The organism is Methylobacterium sp. J-072, assembly GCF_022829425.1.
GTDB lineage: Bacteria > Pseudomonadota > Alphaproteobacteria > Rhizobiales > Beijerinckiaceae > Methylobacterium.
Genome location: NZ_JAKSYK010000096.1, coordinates 1 through 16,995, shown reverse-complemented (window position 1 = coordinate 16,995; position 16,995 = coordinate 1). Strand labels below are relative to the sequence as shown.

20 protein-coding genes are annotated in these 16,995 nt (G+C 69.8%); 18 read left to right on the top strand and 2 right to left on the bottom strand.

Annotation, left to right across the window (positions count from 1 at the left end):
- The 15 genes from MKK67_RS10530 (at position 1) to dprA (ending at position 14,049) form a co-directional block, all read left to right on the top strand.
- Positions 1–582 carry an AprI/Inh family metalloprotease inhibitor gene (locus MKK67_RS10530; protein ID WP_243963952.1) on the top strand — a complete coding sequence of 194 codons (582 nt, stop codon included), beginning with the start codon at positions 1–3 and terminating at the stop codon, positions 580–582.
- 171 nt (positions 583–753) lie between these two features.
- Positions 754–2,619 carry an ABC transporter ATP-binding protein gene (locus MKK67_RS10525; protein WP_243963945.1) on the top strand — a complete coding sequence of 622 codons (1,866 nt, stop codon included), beginning with the start codon at positions 754–756 and terminating at the stop codon, positions 2,617–2,619.
- 203 nt (positions 2,620–2,822) lie between these two features.
- The gene (petA, locus tag MKK67_RS10520; protein WP_243963932.1) at positions 2,823–3,395 is read left to right on the top strand and encodes a ubiquinol-cytochrome c reductase iron-sulfur subunit; all 573 of its coding nucleotides are present in this window, start codon (positions 2,823–2,825) and stop codon (positions 3,393–3,395) included.
- Between the two features lie 13 nt (positions 3,396–3,408).
- Positions 3,409–4,695, top strand: a complete 1,287-nt coding sequence (locus MKK67_RS10515; RefSeq protein ID WP_243963922.1) for a cytochrome b — start codon at positions 3,409–3,411, stop codon at positions 4,693–4,695.
- 13 nt (positions 4,696–4,708) lie between these two features.
- On the top strand, positions 4,709–5,617 hold the full coding sequence (locus MKK67_RS10510) for a cytochrome c1 (protein ID WP_243964153.1): 909 nt from the start codon (positions 4,709–4,711) through the stop codon (positions 5,615–5,617).
- Positions 5,618–5,916: 299 nt separating this feature from the next.
- Positions 5,917–6,792, top strand: a complete 876-nt coding sequence (locus MKK67_RS10505; protein WP_243963918.1) for an S-methyl-5'-thioadenosine phosphorylase — start codon at positions 5,917–5,919, stop codon at positions 6,790–6,792.
- A 170-nt stretch (positions 6,793–6,962) separates the two neighbouring features.
- Complete coding sequence (hisB, locus tag MKK67_RS10500; RefSeq protein ID WP_243963916.1) at positions 6,963–7,550, top strand: imidazoleglycerol-phosphate dehydratase HisB; 588 nt, start codon at positions 6,963–6,965, stop codon at positions 7,548–7,550.
- A gap of 73 nt (positions 7,551–7,623) precedes the next feature.
- The gene (locus MKK67_RS10495; protein WP_243963915.1) at positions 7,624–8,109 is read left to right on the top strand and encodes a DUF2628 domain-containing protein; all 486 of its coding nucleotides are present in this window, start codon (positions 7,624–7,626) and stop codon (positions 8,107–8,109) included.
- 22 nt (positions 8,110–8,131) lie between these two features.
- Positions 8,132–8,791 (top strand): imidazole glycerol phosphate synthase subunit HisH, encoded by a 660-nt coding sequence (gene hisH, locus MKK67_RS10490; RefSeq protein WP_243963913.1) that lies wholly within the window; start codon positions 8,132–8,134, stop codon positions 8,789–8,791.
- Positions 8,792–8,828: 37 nt separating this feature from the next.
- Positions 8,829–9,572: a 1-(5-phosphoribosyl)-5-[(5-phosphoribosylamino)methylideneamino]imidazole-4-carboxamide isomerase gene (gene hisA, locus MKK67_RS10485; RefSeq protein WP_243963911.1), complete on the top strand. Its 744-nt coding sequence runs from the start codon at positions 8,829–8,831 to the stop codon at positions 9,570–9,572.
- 41 nt (positions 9,573–9,613) lie between these two features.
- Positions 9,614–10,084 (top strand): DUF29 domain-containing protein, encoded by a 471-nt coding sequence (locus MKK67_RS10480; RefSeq protein WP_243963910.1) that lies wholly within the window; start codon positions 9,614–9,616, stop codon positions 10,082–10,084.
- An 18-nt stretch (positions 10,085–10,102) separates the two neighbouring features.
- Positions 10,103–10,906, top strand: a complete 804-nt coding sequence (gene hisF / locus MKK67_RS10475) for an imidazole glycerol phosphate synthase subunit HisF (protein ID WP_243963909.1) — start codon at positions 10,103–10,105, stop codon at positions 10,904–10,906.
- Positions 10,903–12,207 carry a dihydroorotase gene (locus MKK67_RS10470; RefSeq protein ID WP_243963908.1) on the top strand — a complete coding sequence of 435 codons (1,305 nt, stop codon included), beginning with the start codon at positions 10,903–10,905 and terminating at the stop codon, positions 12,205–12,207. Before hisF ends, MKK67_RS10470 begins: the two co-directional genes overlap by 4 nt.
- The gene (gene plsY / locus MKK67_RS10465) at positions 12,207–12,812 is read left to right on the top strand and encodes a glycerol-3-phosphate 1-O-acyltransferase PlsY (protein WP_243963907.1); all 606 of its coding nucleotides are present in this window, start codon (positions 12,207–12,209) and stop codon (positions 12,810–12,812) included. The genes MKK67_RS10470 and plsY overlap by 1 nt, the downstream gene beginning before the upstream one ends.
- A 34-nt stretch (positions 12,813–12,846) precedes the next feature.
- Positions 12,847–14,049, top strand: a complete 1,203-nt coding sequence (dprA, locus tag MKK67_RS10460) for a DNA-processing protein DprA (protein ID WP_243963906.1) — start codon at positions 12,847–12,849, stop codon at positions 14,047–14,049.
- Here the strand turns inward: dprA and ruvX are convergent.
- Together ruvX and MKK67_RS10450 are read right to left on the bottom strand one after the other, a co-directional pair.
- Positions 14,039–14,533 (bottom strand): Holliday junction resolvase RuvX, encoded by a 495-nt coding sequence (gene ruvX / locus MKK67_RS10455; RefSeq protein WP_243963905.1) that lies wholly within the window; start codon positions 14,531–14,533, stop codon positions 14,039–14,041. The two genes, dprA and ruvX, sit on opposite strands and share 11 nt — an antisense overlap.
- Positions 14,534–14,542: 9 nt before the next feature.
- Entirely contained in the window at positions 14,543–15,109 is a 567-nt protein-coding gene (locus tag MKK67_RS10450) for an SMI1/KNR4 family protein (RefSeq protein WP_243963903.1), read from the bottom strand.
- Between the two features lie 117 nt (positions 15,110–15,226).
- Between MKK67_RS10450 and MKK67_RS10445 the strand changes: the two genes are divergently transcribed.
- The 3 genes from MKK67_RS10445 to MKK67_RS10435 all read left to right on the top strand — a co-directional run.
- Positions 15,227–15,421 carry a hypothetical protein gene (locus tag MKK67_RS10445; RefSeq protein ID WP_243963901.1) on the top strand — a complete coding sequence of 65 codons (195 nt, stop codon included), beginning with the start codon at positions 15,227–15,229 and terminating at the stop codon, positions 15,419–15,421.
- 137 nt (positions 15,422–15,558) lie between these two features.
- The gene (gene gatC, locus MKK67_RS10440; protein ID WP_243963899.1) at positions 15,559–15,846 is read left to right on the top strand and encodes an Asp-tRNA(Asn)/Glu-tRNA(Gln) amidotransferase subunit GatC; all 288 of its coding nucleotides are present in this window, start codon (positions 15,559–15,561) and stop codon (positions 15,844–15,846) included.
- 75 nt (positions 15,847–15,921) lie between these two features.
- The coding region (locus tag MKK67_RS10435; protein WP_243963897.1) for an amidase at positions 15,922–16,995 on the top strand (1,074 nt) is incomplete at its 3' end.

The window sequence follows — 16,995 nt, the reverse complement described above, 5'->3', positions numbered from 1 at the left end:
ATGCTGCGCCCGAGCCTGCCGACCTTCGCTGCCCTTTGCCTGAGCGCCACCCTGGGTGCCTGTGCCACGACCCGTCTGGAAAGCCCGCGGGGCCGGGCGCCCTCGCAGGCGTCCCTCGACGCGGTCCAGGCGGTCCCGTCGGGGACCGTGACCGCGGCGCCGCTCGCGCCGCCGCCCGGCGCGACCGCGAGCCCCGACGCGCCGCCGCCACCCGGTGCCCAGGCCAATGCGGCACCCAACACGCCCACCGTCATCGCCGAGCCGGTGGCGCCGCCCGCGCCGCCGCCGCCGGTGGTCACGAGCGGCCGCGCCTCGGTGGTCGGCAGCTGGGACGCCAAGGACGCCACCGGCGCGAGCTGCAAAGTCACTCTGTCGAGCGCGCCGGCCCTCGACCTGTACAAGGCTTCGGCCTCCGGCTGCCCCAACAAGGACCTCGCCCGGGTCTCGGCCTGGGATTTCCGCGATGGCGAGGTCTATCTCTACCAGCCCGGCGGCACCGTGGCGGCGCGTCTGCGCCAAGGCGGCGGATCGCTGGACGGCGCGCTGACCAAGTCGGGCGCCACGCTCGCCCTGGTGCGCTGATCGCGTAGAGCCCGGCCGCGGGTCCGGCCGGGTCGCCGGCTTCGCGACGAGAGGCGGATCCTGAATAGGGAATCTTTTCGGCGAAGCCGGCGCCGCGACGACCGCGCGCGCTTGGCGGGCGGCGGCCCATGCTTACATGTGGGCTTCCCGTAGCGGTGCGCCCCCAAAGACATGGTTTTGAATTGGCTTGAGCGCCGGGTCGATCCGTTCGCGCCCTTCGACGAGACGCGCACCCCGCCGCGGACAGTCCTGGGTTTCGCCTGGTTCTACCTGCACCCGATCCGCGCCGCCCTGGTGGCCCTGTTCGTCATCGCGGTGATCGCCGGGACGGTGGAGGCCTCGCTCTACCTGGTGATGCGCTGGTTCATCGACCTGCTCGCCACGGCCGACCGGGCCACCGTGCTGTCGGACCACGCGGTCGGGTTGGGCTTGGTGCTGCTGCTGGTCGGGGTGGTGCGGCCGATCACGATCTGGCTGCACGAGCTGCTGTCCAACCAGCTGATCGTGCCGCAATCCACCAGCCAGATCCGCTGGCGGGCGCATCTCTACACCCTCGGGCATGCGCTCTCGTATTTCCAGGGCGACTTCTCCGGTCGCCTCGCCAACCGGGTCGTGCAGGTCGGCCCCGCGGTGCGGGAACTCGCCGTCGTGTTCATCGACACGCTGCTCTACGTGGCGATCTACGCCGTGACCGCGGTCGGCCTGTTCGGCTCGATCTCGCCCTGGCTCGCCCTGCCGGTGCTGATCTGGATCGGCGCCTATGCCGCCCTGACGACGTGGTTCGTGCCTCGGGCCCGCGCCCGCTCTCACAAGACCGCCGACACCCGCTCGGTGCTGATCGGCCGCATCGTCGACAGCTACACCAACATCCTGACCGTGAAGCTGTTCGCCCGGGACCGCGAGGAGCGGGCGACGGTGCGCGACGCGGTCGAGGTCCACACCGACGCCTACCTGTACCAGTTCCGGCTGGTGACGCTGACGACCAGCCTTCTTGGGATCCTCAACAGCACGCTGCTGATCGCGACTGGCGCCGCCTGCCTGATCCTCTGGCGGAGCGGTGGGATGACCACCGGTGAAGCCTCGGCCGGCCTCGCCCTGATCCTGCGGCTTCTCGCCATGTCAGGCTGGGTGATGCAGACCGTCCGCGGCGTGTTCGAGAATGTCGGCGTGATCCAGGAGAGCATGCAGACCATGGCGCGCCCACATGCGCTGGTCGATACGCCGGACGCCCGCGAACTGGTGGTAGCCGGCGGCGAGATCCGGTTCGAGAATGTCGGCTTCCATTACGGACGCGGCGACGCCACCGTGATCGAGGACTTCACCCTGACGATCCGCCCCGGCGAGAAGGTTGGGCTCGTCGGAATCAGCGGCGCGGGCAAGTCCACTCTCGCGAGCCTGCTGCTGCGCCTCTACGAGGTCGAGAGCGGCCGCATCCACGTGGACGGCCAGGACATCGCCACGGTGACCCAGCAATCGCTGCGCGAGGCGATCGCCATGGTCAGCCAGGACACCTCCCTGCTGCACCGATCGATCCGCGAGAATATCGGCTACGGCCGCCCCAACGCCACGCAGGCGCAGATCGAGCGCGCCGCCCGGCTGGCCCATGCGGACGGGTTCATCGCCGACCTCGTCGACCACAAGGGCCGCCGGGGCTACGACGCCCAGGTCGGCGAGCGCGGGGTCAAGCTGTCCGGCGGCCAGCGCCAGCGCATCGCCATCGCCCGGGTGATGCTCAAGGACGCGCCGATCCTGATTCTCGACGAGGCGACCTCGGCCCTCGACAGTCAGGTCGAGGCGGCGATCCAGGATTCCCTCGACACGCTGATGGCTGGCAAGACCGTGGTGGCGATCGCCCACCGGTTGTCGACCATCGCGGCCCTGGACCGCCTGGTGGTGATCGACCGCGGCCGAATCGTCGAGGAGGGCACCCATGCCGAACTCGTCGCCCGGGGCGGCGTCTATGCCGGCCTGTGGGCGCGTCAGTCGGGCGGTTTTCTGGATGACGGCACCACCCGCCTCGACACCACCGCGGCATAGCGGAGCAGCCGAGGCGACATCCGGCAACATATGACAACGATCGTGACCTAACCGCGTCACCGTGGCTGATCCGGCAGCTTGACTTGGGGGTGGCAGACGGTCTCTTTGCTCAGATTAGAACGATAATGCTTTGATCGCGGCCTGGCCGGAACATCAGGGCAGGGCGCCTGCGGCCCTCACGTCAACGCACGGAGTTCCGAATCTTGGCGACCACCACCGCTCCCGCCAGCCGGGATAGCAGCTCTCACGAGGGCAGCCGTCGCGACTTCCTGTTCCTCGCCACGGGCGCCGGCCTCGCGGTCGGCGCGGCCTCCGTGGTTTGGCCGCTGATCTCGTCCATGGCGCCCGACGCCGAGACGATCGCGGCCGGCGCGCCGATCGACGTCGACCTGACGCCGATCCAGGACGGCCAGATCGTCAACGTGTTCTGGCGCGGCAAGCTGATCTTCGTGCGCAAGCTGACGGCCAAGGAGGTGACCGACATGCAGGCGGTCCCGCTCTCGGCGATGATCGATCCGGCAGCGTTCCCGACCCGGGTCAAGAACGGCCACGATCAGTGGCTGATCGTGTACGGCAACTGTACGCATCTCGGCTGCGTGCCGATCGGCCACCAGGGCAACTTCGAGGGCTGGGCCTGCCCCTGCCACGGCTCGCAGTTCGACGCGGTCGGGCGCGTCCGCCACGGGCCTGCGCCGATCAACCTGCCGATCCCGCCCTACGCCTTCGAGACGGACACCAAGATCCGGATCGGCGAGGGCGGCAAGGAAGCGGCGTGAGAGGGACGCGGACATGAGCGGAACTGCCAGCACCTACGTCCCGAAGAGCCGCGTCGCCAAGTGGTTCGAGGCCCGGCTGCCGATCGCCGGCCTCGTGCACTCGTCCTTCATCGCCTACCCTGTCCCCCGGAACCTCAACTATTTCTGGACCTTCGGGGCGATCCTGGCGGCCTTCCTGGGGATCCAGATCATCACCGGCGTCTGGCTGGCGATGCATTACGAGCCGTCGGCGACCGGCGCGTTCAACTCCGTTGAAAAGATCATGCGCGACGTGAATTACGGTTGGCTGCTGCGCTACGCGCACGCCAACGGCGCGTCGATGTTCTTCGTGGCCGTCTACGTCCACATGTTCCGGGCGCTGTATTACGGGTCCTACAAGGCCCCGCGCGAAGTGCTCTACATCCTCGGCGTCATCATCTACCTGCTGATGATGGCGACCGCCTTCCTGGGCTACACGCTGCCCTGGGGCCAGATGAGCTTCTGGGGCGCCACCGTCATCACCAACATCCTGGCGGCGATCCCGGTGGTGGGCGACACCATCCAGACCCTGCTCTGGGGCGGCTACTCGGTCGGCAACCCGACCGTGAACCGGTTCTTCTCGCTGCACTACCTGCTGCCCTGGATGATCGCCGGCGTCGTCGTGCTCCACGTCTGGGCGCTGCACGTCACCGGCCAGAACAACCCGGCCGGCATCCCGATCAAGTCGGGCAAGGACGCGGTCCCGTTCACCCCCTACGCCACCGTGAAGGACGTGTTCGCCACCTGCGTGTTCATGATCCTGTTCTCGTGGTTCCTGTTCTACCAGCCGAACTATCTCGGCCACGCCGACAACTACATCGCCGCCAATCCCGCGGTGACACCGGCGCATATCGTGCCGGAATGGTACTTCCTGCCGTTCTACGCGATCCTGCGCGCGGTCCCGAGCAAACTCGGCGGCGTGATCCTGATGTTCTCGGCGGTGATCATCCTGGCCTTCGCGCCGTGGCTGGATTGGTCGCGGGTGCGCTCGTGCAACTACCGGCCGATCTACCGCCAGTTCTTCTGGGTGTTCATCGGCGCGACCTTCCTCCTGGGCTGGCTCGGATCCCAGCCGCCGGAGGGGGGCTACGTTCTCGCGTCGCAGATCTGCACCGCCTATTACTTCGCCCACTTCCTGCTCGTCATGCCGCTCTGTGGCCTGTTCGAGACGCCGAAGGCGCTTCCGGCCTCGATCCTGGAAAGCGTGACCGGGCCGGGCAAGCAGGTGAGCGGCTCCGGCATGCCGGCGGGCGCCGCCGCCGCTCCGACGACGAAGGGCTGACGGCAGGACCATGATGATGCGTCGCGTCCTCTCGACCACCGCCGCCTTCGCGGTCGCGGCCCTGCTCACCGGGGCTGCACCGGCCTCCGCCCAGGAAGGGCATGGCGGGCCGATCCCGGGCCGGGTCAACTGGAGCTTTGCCGGCACGTTCGGCCGGTTCGACACCGCGCAGCTGCAACGCGGCTTCCAAGTCTACAAGGAAGTCTGCTCGGCCTGCCACTCGATGAAGCTGGTCGCCTTCCGCAACCTCGCCCAGGACGGCGGCCCGGATTTCTCGGCCGCGCAGGTCAAGGCCCTGGCCGCGACCTACCAGGTGAAGGACGGCCCGAACGATTCCGGCGAGATGTTCGACCGGCCCGGCCGCCCGGCCGACACGTTCCCGCCGCCCTTCCCGAACGACCAGGCCGCGGCGGCCGCCAATGGCGGCAAGGCCCCGCCGGACTTCTCGGTGATCGCCAAGGCGCGGACCTTCTCCCGCGGCTCGCTGTACTTCCTGACCGACTGGCTGCCGCTCATCGGGTATTCGGAGCAGGGGCCCGACTACATCCACGCGCTGCTCAACGGCTACGAGGAGGCCCCGAAGGACTTTTCGGTGCCCGATGGCGGCCACTACAACAAGTATTATCCCGGCCACATCATCGCGATGCCGCCGCCGATCACCGATGGGCAGGTCACCTACGCCAAGACTGACGCCGGCCAGCCCGTGGTCCCCGAGACGGTGGACCAGTACGGCAAGGACGTCGCGGCCTTCCTGATGTGGGCGGCCGAGCCGCACATGATGGACCGCAAGGCTCTGGGCTTCCGGGTGATCCTGTTCCTGATCATCCTGTCGGGGCTGCTCTACTACGTGAAGAAGAAGGTCTGGGCGGATGTCGGCGGCGAGGTCCACGGCCTCCAGCCGGAGCTGCACAAGACGTTCTAAGCCGATCCAGCACCGACTTTGCCAGATGGGCCTCCTGCGGGAGGCCCATCTTTTTTGTGCTGTGGCCGCGTGCTACCGCTCGGCGAACGCAAACGGCGACCTCTCGGCGACACCGATCTTACCCGACCACCTCATCCTGAGGTGCCCGCGCATGCGGGCCTCGAAGGAGGGCTCCAGGGATCGTCATGGGTTCTGGAGGCTCCTTCGAGGCCTCCGCTTCGCTCCGGCACCTCAGGATGAGGTGCTTGGATGGGATATGCGGCACTCCGACAGCGTCGCGGAGACAATGGGACAGCAGAATGACGGCAGCGGTGCTCGGGGTGATGGGCGGGTCCGGCGTCTACGATCTGCCGGGGCTCGAGGACGTGCGCGAGGAACGCGTCGCCTCGCCCTGGGGGGACCCCTCGGATGCCCTGCGCATCGGGCGGATCGGCGACACCAAGGTCGTGTTCCTGGCTCGCCACGGACGCGGCCATCGCCTGTCGCCGTCGGGCATCAACTACCGCGCCAATGTCGACGCGCTGAAGCGGGCCGGCGTCACCGACCTCGTCGCCCTATCCGCCTGCGGGTCGTTCCGCGAGGAGTTGCCCCCGGGCCTGTTCGTGCTGGTCGACCAGTTCGTCGACCGCACCCACGGCCGCGCCTCGTCATTCTTCGGCGATGGCTGCGTCGCCCACGTCTCGCTCGCCCACCCGGTCGGCCCGGGGCTGCAGGCGCGGATCGCCAACGCCGCCCAGGCGGAGGGCGTCGCGGTCCATCGCGGCGGCACCTATGTCTGCATGGACGGGCCGCAATTCTCCTCACTCGCCGAATCCCGAGCCTACAAGGCGCAAGGGTTCGACGTGATCGGCATGACCAACATGCCCGAGGCCAAGCTCGCCCGCGAGGCCGAGATCACCTACGCGACCATCGCCATGGTCACCGACTACGATTGCTGGCACCCCGGCCACGACGCCGTGGACGTCGCCGCGGTGATTGCGGTCGCCCGAACCAATGCCGACACGGCCGCCCGGCTGGTGGCGCGGCTCGCCCGCGACTTCCCGGCCGAGCGCGAGCCCTGCCCAGCGGGCTCGCACCGGGCGCTCGACGGCGCGATCATGACCGCGCCAACCGCCCGCGATCCGGCGCTGCTCGCCAAGCTCGACGCGGTGGCCGGGCGGGTGCTGCGCCCGTAAAGCGCCGCCCTGCGCAGCGCGGGGTACCGCCCTGCACCCCGCCAAAGGGCGACAGCCCTTCGGAAACCCATGTTTTGCGCCCGTCCCAACGACGATCCTTGCGATCGCCGAAGAACAGGCTCTAGAAGGCCTTCGGGGCTCCAGCCGCCCCGCCACAAAGTCCGAAATACATGCGCAGCGCCTCCATCAGCCGGAAGACCGCCGAGACCGATATCGCGGTCAGCGTCGGCCTTGACGGGACCGGCCAGTCGAAGATCGCCACCGGGATCGGCTTCCTCGACCACATGCTGGACCTGTTCGCCCGGCACGGCCTGTTCGACCTGGACGTTAAGGTCGACGGCGACCTGCATATCGATCAACACCATTCCGCCGAGGATTGCGGCATCGCGCTGGGCCAGGCCTTCGCCAAGGCCCTCGGCGACAAGCGCGGGGTGACGCGCTACGCCGATATCCACCTGCCGATGGACGAGGCGCTGACCCGGGTCTGCGTCGACATCTCGGGCCGGCCGTTCCTGGTGTTCCGCACCACCTTCCGGGTGGAGAAGATCGGGCAGTTCGACACCGAGCTGGTGCGCGAGTGGTTCCAGGCCTTCGCGATGAATGCCGGGCTGACGCTGCACGTCGAGACCCTGTACGGCGACAACGCCCACCACATCGCCGAGAGCTGCTTCAAGGGGCTGGCCCGCGCCTTGCGGAAGGCGGTGGCGATCGACCCGCGCGAGGAGGGCCGCGTTCCCTCCACGAAGGGCTCCCTGTAAGACCATCGTTTCGTCGCGCTCTTTAAGACGGCCGGTCCCGCCGTCGCCGAGCGCTCTCACCGGGAGTCCCGCGATGCGGATGCGCAGCTACACGCTCCACTTGCCGGCCGATGCGCGGCCGGGCGAGTCCATCGGCCTGGACCGGGCCGTGCTCGTGCGGGACGGCTTCGCGTGGTCGGCCTTCGCGTTCAGCGTTCTGTGGTTCCTGTTCCATCGCCTCTGGATCGCAGCGCTGATCGTGTTCGCGGGTCTCCTGGCGCTGGCAGGCGTCGGCCATCTGCTCGGGCTGCCGCCCGGGATCGCCACGATCGTCACCCTGCTGGCCTCCTGGCTGATCGGCCTCGAAGCGTCGAGCCTGCGCCGCTGGACGCTCGCCCGCCGGGGCTGGCCGACCCGGGATGCGGTGATCGCCGCCACACCCGAGGAAGCCGAGGCCCGCGCCCTCGGTCGATGGCTCGACGCCACCGCGACGGCGCCGCGCGCGCCGTTCCCGGCCGGCCCGGCCCGGCGCACCGAACCGGTGATCGGCCTGTTCCCAGCCCAGGAAGTCGCCCGGTGACGCTTTTCCCATCGAGACGCGCATGAGCACCGAGACGGTCGCGATCATCGATTACGGATCGGGCAACCTCCATTCCGCCGCCAAGGCGTTCGAGCGCGCCGCCCGGGAGAGCGGACGCGACACACGCATCTGCCTGACCTCCGACCCAGAGGTGGTAGCCGCCGCCGACCGTGTCGTGCTTCCGGGGGTCGGCGCCTACGCGGATTGCCGGCGCGGGCTCGATGCCGTCCCCGGCATGGTCGAGGCGATGATCCAGGTCGCGCAGGTCGCCGGCCGGCCGTTCCTCGGCATCTGCGTCGGCATGCAGCTGCTCGCGAGCCGCGGGCTGGAATACGAGACGACGCCGGGTCTCGGCTGGATCCCGGGCGATGTCGCGCCGATCCGCCCCTCCGATCCGGCCCTCAAGATCCCCCATATGGGTTGGAACACCCTGCGGCTGGCCCGCGACCACGCGCTGCTCGCCGGCATTCCCACCGGCGCGGACGGCCTGCACGCCTATTTCGTGCACAGCTTCGCGCTCGCCGCGGAGCGCCCGGAGGACGTGGTGGCGCAGGCCGAGTACGGTGGTTCGGTCACCGCGATGGTCGCCCGCGGCAACATCGCCGGCACGCAGTTCCACCCGGAAAAGAGCCAGCGCCTCGGCCTGGCGCTCATCGCGAACTTTTTGAACTGGCGCCCTTGAGCGCGGTTCGGCTTCGACGAGAAGGAAGACAGCACCCGTGATCCTATACCCGGCGATCGACCTGAAGGAGGGACGCTGCGTCCGCCTCATCCAGGGGGACATGGCCCAGGCCAAGATCTTCGGCGACGATCCGGCCGCCCAGGCCGCGACCTTCGAGGATCAGGGTTTTCCGTGGCTCCACGTGGTCGATCTCGACGGCGCCTTCGCGGGCGCGCCGCGCAACGCCGCCGCGGTGGACGCGATCCTGGCCCGCGTGAAGATCCCGGTGCAGCTCGGCGGCGGCATCCGCGAGATGAAGACGCTGGAAGGCTGGCTCGCCAAGGGCGTCGCCCGGGTGATCATCGGCACCGCCGCCGTGCGCGATCCCGAATTCGTCCGGGAGGCGGCGCGCCTGCATCCCGGCAAGATCGCGGTGGGCATCGACGCCAAGGACGGCCGCGTCGCCGTCGAGGGCTGGGCGCAGACCTCCAGCATGACCGCGGAAGAGCTCGGCCGCCGGTTCGAGGACGCGGGCGTCGCGGCGATCATCTACACCGACATCGCCCGCGACGGGATCCTGAAGGGTCTCAACGTCGAGATGACGCTGGCGCTGGCCCAGGCCGTGCGGATCCCGGTGATCGCCTCGGGCGGCCTCGCCTCGATCGACGACGTGCACCGCCTGCTCCAGCCCGATTGCGCCCTCATCGCCGGCGCCATCACCGGGCGGGCGCTCTACGACGGACGCATCGACCCGCAGGCGGCGCTCGCCGCGATCGCGCAGGCGCGCGGCCCGGCGGCGTGATAGGCTTGCCCCGTCGGTGTAGGTCGCCTCGGGAGGCTTCGATGACGACGTTGAAGACTGGGCTCGCCCCAGCCGGCACGGCCTACGAGGACGATTTTTACACCTGGACGCAAGAGCAGGGCGCTCGTTTGCGCGCTGGCGACCTTTCCGGCCTCGACCGCGAGAATCTTGCCGAGGAGATCGAGAGCTTGGGCAAGAGCCAGTTCGCGAGCCTGGTAAGCGCTCTGCGCGTGGTGCTGCTGCACATGCTCAAGATCGACCACCAGCCCGCGAAACGCACCCGCAGCTGGGCGATCTCGATCGCGTCCCATCGCGTCCATGCGGTCGATGAGTTGGACGAAAGCCCAGGACTGAAGGTTCGCTTGAGCGAAGCCATCGAGAAAGCCTACCGCCGCGCTCGGCTCGAGGCTGCAAAAGAGACCGGTCTGCCGCTGAAACGCTTCCCAGAGACCTGCCCCTACACGTATCAGGACATCATGGATCGGCCGTTCGCGATCGATCCCGAATCCTGATCGGACCGCCGAGGGCTCGTGCTCAAAACCCGCATCATCCCCTGCCTCGATGTGAAAGACGGCCGCGTCGTGAAGGGCGTCCGCTTCGAGGGGCTGCGCGATGCGGGTGATCCGGTCGAGGCGGCGAAGGTCTACGATGCGGCCGGGGCCGACGAGCTGTGCTTCCTCGACATCACCGCGAGCCGCGAAGCCCGGGGCACCCTGCTCGACATCGTCAGCCGCACCGCCGAGGCCTGCTTCATGCCGCTGACCGTCGGCGGCGGCGTGCGCACCGTCGAGGATGTCCGCGCCCTCCTGCTGGCCGGCGCCGACAAGGTCGCGATCAACACCGCCGCCGTGAAGGACCCGGACCTCGTCGCAAGGGCGGCGGAAAAGTTCGGCGCGCAGTGCATCGTGGTGGCGATCGACGCCAAGCGGGTTTCCGGCGCCGGTGAGCCGGCCCGCTGGGAAATCTTCACCCATGGCGGCCGCGAGCCGACCGGGATCGATGCGGTCGCCTTCGCCCGGCTGGTCGCCGAAAAGGGTGCGGGCGAGTTGCTGGTGACCTCCATGGACAAGGACGGCACCCGCTCCGGCTACGACCTGGCGCTGACGCGGGCGATCAGCGACGCCGTGACCGTGCCGGTGATCGCCTCGGGCGGGGTCGGCGGTCTCGACGACCTCGTGGCCGGCGTGGCCGAAGGCGGCGCCAGCGCGGTTCTGGCCGCTTCGATCTTCCATTTCGGGCAGGCGACCATCGCTGAGGCCAAGGCCCATATGGCAGCCGCCGGCCTGGCCATGCGCCTCGACGGCCCGGCCTCATCCGCGAGGACGCCCCTGTGAGCAGCACCCTTCTGACCAATGCGACCCTCCTCGACCCGGCGACGGGCCGCGAGACGCGCGGCGCCGTGCTGGTGCGAGACGGCCGCATCGCCGACATCGCCGAGGGTGCCCCGCCCGGCGCCCCAGCCGAGGCGGCGCGGATTGATTGCCGCGGCCGGGTCCTGACCCCGGGGCTGATCGACATGCGCGCCTTCGTGGGCGAGCCCGGCGCCGAGCATCGCGAGACCCTGGCCTCGGCCAGCGCCGCAGCGGCGGCGGGCGGCGTCACCACGCTGGTCTGCATGCCCGACACCAACCCCGTGATCGACGGACCGGCGATCGTCGACTTCGTGCTCCGCCGCGCCCGGGACACCGCGAGCGTCCATGTCCTGCCCGCCGCCGCGATCACCAAGGGTCTGGCCGGCAAGGAGATGACCGAGTTCGGGCTGCTCAAGGAAGCCGGCGCGGTGGCGTTCACCGACGGGCTGCACGCGGTGGGCAACGCCCAGGTGATGCGCCGCGCCCTGACCTACGCGCGGGATTTCGACGCCCTGCTGATGCAGCATGTCGAGGATGCCGACCTCGTCGCCGAGGGCGTGATGAACGAGGGCGAGCTTGCCTCGCGCCTCGGGCTGATGGGCATCCCCCGCGAGGCCGAAACCGTGATGCTGGAGCGCGACATCCGCCTCGTGCGGCTGACCGGCGCCCGTTATCACGCCGCGATGATCTCCTGCGCCGATTCGGTGGAGATCGTGCGCCGGGCCAAGCAGGATGGGTTGCCGGTAACCTGCGGCGTCTCGGTGAACAACCTCGTGCTGAACGAGAACGACATCGGCCATTACCGCACCTTCTGCCGGCTCTCGCCGCCGCTCCGCGACGAGGCCGACCGGCACGCGGTGGTGCAGGCTCTCAACGAGGGCGTGATCGACGTGGTCGTCTCCGACCACAATCCGCAGGATGTCGAGACCAAGCGCCTGCCCTTCGCGGAAGCCGCGGACGGGGCGCTCGGAATCGAGACCCTGCTCGGCGCGTCCCTGCGCCTGGTCCATACCGGCGACCTCGCGCTGAACAGGCTGATCGCGGCGCTGACCGTGAACCCGGCCCGGATCCTCGGGCGCGAGGCCGGCCGGTTGGCGGTCGGCGCACCGGCCGACCTCGTGCTGATCGATCCAGACCTGCCCTACGTGCTCGACAAGCGCCAGCTGAAATCCCGCTCCAAGAACTCGCCCTTCGACGAGGCGCGTCTCCAGGGCGCCGCAGTGCTGACGCTGGTCGACGGCCGGATCGTCCACGCCATCGACGATCTCGCGGCGGCGGCCTGATGCTCCAGGATCTCGCGACGCCGGCCGCCCTCGGCGGCCTCGCCCTCGGCTACGCCCTCGGCTCGATCCCGTTCGGGTTGATCCTCACGCGATTTGCCGGACTCGGTGACGTGCGGGCGATCGGCTCGGGCAATATCGGCGCGACCAACGTGCTGCGCACCGGCCGGAAGGGCCTCGCCGCCGCGACCCTGCTCGGCGACGCCCTGAAGGGGACGGCGGCCGTGCTGATCGCCCGGCAGTTCCTCGGCGAGGGCCCGGCCCTGGCCGCCGGGTTCGGCGCCTTCCTCGGCCACCTCTTCCCGGTCTGGCTCGGCTTCAAGGGCGGCAAGGGGGTGGCGACCTTCATCGGCGTGCTGCTCGCCTTCAGCCCGCCGGCTCTGGCCGCCTTCGCGGCGATCTGGCTCGGCCTCGCCTTCGCGCTGAAATATTCCTCGCTCGCCGCCCTGGCGGCCTCGGCAGCGACGCCGCTGGTGCTGTGGGCGCTCGGCGCGCCGGCACAAGCTGTGCTGTTCCTGCTGCTCGGCCTGCTGCTATGGTGGAAGCACGCTCCCAACATCCGGCGACTCGCGGCCGGCACCGAAGGGCGTATCGGCCAGAAGGGCTAGTAGCGCGCCCGATGGCGCGACGCTGGGGGGCGTCATGCAGCTCACCGATGCCCAGCGCCTCGACTGGCTGCGGTTGATCCGCACCGAAGGGATCGGCCCGCGCAGCTTTCGGACCCTGATCAACCGCTTCGGCGGCGCGGCTGCCGCCCTCGACGCCCTGCCGGACCTGACCAAGCGCCAGGGCCGGCGCATCGAGCCGCCGAGCCGGGCTCAGGCCGAGGATGAGGTCGCCGCCCTGGCGCGCCTCGGGGGACGCCTGCTCGCCACCGGCGAGGCGGATTACCCGCACCTGCTCCAGCGCGCCGACGCGGCTCCGCCGCTCATCGCGCTGCGGGGCGATCCAAGAATCCTGAACCGCCCGGCGGTCGCCCTGGTCGGGTCGCGCAACGCCTCGACCGCGGGCCTCGCCTTCACCGAGCGGCTGGCCCGCGGCCTCGGCGAGGCCGGGCTCGTCGTGGTCTCGGGCCTTGCCCGGGGGATCGACGCGCGGGCCCACAAGGCCAGCCTCCACACCGGCACCGTGGCGGTGATGGCCGGGGGCCAGGACCGGATCTATCCGGCCGCCCACGCTGCCCTGGTCGACGCGATCCTGGGGGAGGGCGGGGCGGTGCTGGCCGAGATGCCCATGGGCTGGGAGGCGCGGGGCCGCGACTTCCCCCGGCGCAACCGGATCATCTCCGGCTTGGCCTACGGCACGATCGTCGTCGAGGCGGCGCGCCGCTCCGGTTCGTTGATCACGGCGCGCTACGCCCTCGAGCAGAACCGCGAGGTCTTCGCTGTCCCGGGCTCACCCCTGGATCCGCGGGCGGAGGGAACCAACGACCTGATCCGCCAGGGGGCCACGCTGGTCGCCGAGGTGCACCACGTCCTCGACGTGATCGGCCCGATCATCGAGCGCGGTCCCGATCCTGACGCCGCCCCCGCCCGGCAAAGGCCGGACCTCGCCGAGCAGGCGGATTTCTGGGACGAGATCGACCTGGAAGGGCGCGCGATCCTGCCCGATGGCTCGACCGGCCCGGATCTCCATGCCGATTCGCCAGCCTCTGAACCAAGCGAACCGACCGACGAGCGCGAGAGGATCATCGCGCTGCTCGGGCCGAGCCCGGTCGGCACCGACGAACTCGCGCGCAGCGCCGGGGTCGGCGCCCGGGTGGTGCAGACCGTGCTGCTGGAGCTCGAGCTCGACGGCCGGATCGAACGGCACGGCAGCGGGGCGGTCTCGATGGTCAGTCGCTGACCGGGTCGGCGTCGGTATCGGCGAGGTTGCGCATCACGTCGAGGCAGCCCTGCAGGATGTAGGCGGCGGCGAGCTTGTCCACGAGCTGGCCCCGCCTTGCCCGCGAGGCATCCGCCTCGATCAGCGCCCGGGTCACCACGGCGGTGGACAGGCGCTCGTCGAAGAACACGTGCGGGATGTCGATGATCGGCTTGAGGTTGCGCACGAAGGCGCGGGTCGACTGAACCCGAGGCCCCTCGCTGCCATCCATGTTCAGCGGCAGGCCGATCACCAGCCCGCCGACCGCGTGCTGCCGGCAGAGCGCGGCGAGGCGCTGCGCATCCGGGGTGAACTTCACCCGCCGGATCGTCTCGAGCGGCGACGCGATCTGGCGGCCGAGATCCGACAGGGCGAGCCCGATCGTCTTGGTGCCGAGATCGACCCCGATCAGGCGCGCGCCACCGCGCGATGCGGCCGCGAAGGTGCGGATCTCGTCGAAATTCATGGTTTGGCCCTACGCCAGCCCGGCGCCCCGCGCCAGGGTGGCTTCCGAGATCCCCTCGAACCGCGCGGGGAGGGGCGTCGCGCCGGGTCCCAGGACCAGGGCGGCGGAGGGTCCCGTCACCCGGGTGAAGAAGTCGGTGAGGTTCTCGCCGCCGAAGCGCACGGTCTCCAGGTCGGGGGCGAGCAGCCAGATATCGTATTCCTCCCCTGTCCCGGCGACATCCCAGAACAGGAAGCTGCCGTCCTCGCCGGCGCCGAAGAAGCAGGCGCGCTCGATCACCGCCGGATCGCCATCCTCGACATCGAAGCGGTGTGGCTCGCCGCCATCCTCCAGCATCGCCACGGCGTTGCCGACGCTGATGGCGATCACCCCGGCTTGCGTGGCCAGATCGCTGGCCTCGAACGGCGCCGGCACGGCGATCCGGAACTGCTCGGCCGCCAAGCCGATGCCGCAGGCCTCGCAGAAGCTGCGGTAGGAGGCGGGCAGGGGGAAGCCCAGCTCCGCGGCGGCGCGGTCGAGATCCGCCGGTTGCGCCAAAAAACCCGCCGACAGGCTCGTGAACACCTGCTCCCACATCGAACCCACTCCACCGTCCACAGCCTTAACCCTATCCGCAGATCGACACGGATGCGCGCGCAGCCGTTCGCGAATAGGGAGGTTAAGGCTTCGTTAATCCACTGTTCGGGTATCGCCATGTCGACGATCGGCCAGCCCAGCGCTCCGACTCCGCCTCGCCGCAAGCAGACCATGAGCCGCAAGCAGTGCTGGATGCTGCTTCTGGCCTTCGAGGTCCTGGTCTTCGGCGTTTCGCAATCGGTCTTCAGGCCCGTTCGTCAGGCCGGGATCACCATCGAGATGTCGGTCACGCCGAACCACGTGGTGACCTGATCCCGCCTGATCTGACTGGAACTCTTCCCACAGCGCGCCCAAACGAACCACCGCCCGCGTTGCGGCGCGTCGAAGCGCAGTGCTATAGCCCGGCGCGGCGCCGGGGATGCCTCCCGGGCAGGGACGAACGGGACGGCATGTCGGTCGACGAGAAGACGGTTCGGCGCATCGCGCATCTGGCGCGGATCGCGGTCACCGACGACGAGGTCGGTCCGCTGCAGGGTGAGCTGAACGCCATCCTGGCCTTCGTCGAGCAGCTCGGCGCGGTGGACGTGTCCGGCGTCGAGCCGATGACCTCGGTCACCCCGATGGCGATGAAGAAGCGCGAGGACGTGGTCACCGAGGGCGGCCGCGCCGCCGAGGTGGTCGCCAACGCCCCCGAGACCGAAGACAATTACTTCCTGGTTCCGAAGGTCGTCGAGTAGGCTGCTTCCGGCCTTCGACGAAGCACCAATTCTGGCGGGCATGCGCGCGGCGGCGCGCGCGAGGACGTGAACAGCGTGGATCCGAACGAACTCACCCTGGCCGAGGCGCGCGACGCCCTCAAGGCGAAGCGGATCTCGGCCCGCGAGCTGACCCAGGCGCATCTCGACGCGATGGCCAAGGCCCGCGTGCTGAACGCCTTCATCCGCGAGACGCCCGACCACGCCCTCAAGATGGCGGACGAAGCGGACCAGAAGATCGCCGCCGGCGCGGCGCGTCCGCTGGAGGGCATCCCGCTTGGGATCAAGGACCTGTTCTGCACCGAGGGCGTCACCACCACCGCCGGCTCCAAGATCCTCGAAACCTTCGTGCCGCATTACGAATCCGCCGTCTCGGCCAACCTGTGGCGGGACGGCGCGGTGATGCTGGGCAAGCTGAACCTCGACGAGTTCGCCATGGGCTCGTCCAACGAGACCAGCGCCTACGGCAACGTGGTCTCGCCCTGGCGTCGGAAGGGCTCCGATGCGCCGCTGGTGCCGGGCGGATCCTCCGGCGGCTCGGCCGCGGCAGTCGCGGCGCGGCTGTGCCTGGGCGCCACCGCCACCGATACCGGCGGCTCGATCCGCCAGCCGGCCGCCTTCACCGGCACGGTCGGGATCAAGCCGACTTACGGCCGGTGCTCGCGCTGGGGCACGGTGGCCTTCGCCTCCTCCCTCGATCAGGCCGGTCCGATCGCCCGCACGGTGCGCGATTGCGCGATCCTGCTCGGCTCGATGGCCGGCCCGGATGCCCGTGACACGACCTGCGTCGACCTCCCGGTGCCGGATTTCGAGGCCGCGGTTAGCCGCGGCGTGAAGGGCCTGACCATCGGCATCCCGAAGGAGTACCGGGTCGACGGCATGCCGGCCGAGATCCAGAAGCTCTGGGATGACGGCGCGGCCTGGCTGAAGGATGCCGGCGCGACGATCAAGGAAATCTCGCTGCCGCACACCTCCTCGGCGCTGCCGGCCTACTACATCGTCGCCCCGGCCGAGGCGTCCTCGAACCTCGCCCGCTACGACGGCGTCCGCTACGGCCTGCGCGTGCCCGGCAAGGACATCGCCGGGATGTACGAGAACACCCGCGCCGCCGGCTTCGGCCGCGAGGTCAAG